The organism is Labrys sp. 22185, from assembly GCF_052045555.1.
Lineage (GTDB): Bacteria > Pseudomonadota > Alphaproteobacteria > Rhizobiales > Labraceae > Labrys > Labrys neptuniae.
In genome coordinates this window covers 1-319 of record NZ_JBQEPH010000145.1, presented here as the reverse complement: position 1 = coordinate 319, position 319 = coordinate 1, and the positions used below count along the sequence as shown (strand labels likewise).

The 319-nt window shown below is 62.1% G+C and carries 1 pseudogene; it reads right to left on the bottom strand.

From position 1 onward, the window contains the following. Window positions 1–319, bottom strand: a pseudogene (locus ACTJKX_RS38320) (hypothetical protein); the annotation flags it as partial.

The following is a 319-nucleotide window of genomic DNA, read 5'->3' as shown; positions in this document are numbered from 1 at the left end:
GATATTGCCGTCGGTGTTGCTCAGATCCACCGTGCCGCCAGGACCGACATTGCTCTTGCCCGCGGTATCGCCGCCGGTCGACAGGTTCCAACCGGCATTGGCATTGTTGCCCACGGCCTGGAGCTGGCTGACATTCACCGCATCATTGGCCACCACACCGTTGGCGACATTGCCGATGGTCACCGGCGTGCCGGCATTGCCCAGGGTGATCTTGTCCTTGGCGGCAGGATCGTCATACTTCACCGCCGCATTGGCGAGGTTGGTGGTGTTGGTGTCGAGCTGGGTCAGCGCACCGCCGACCGTGTCATATTTGCTCGCA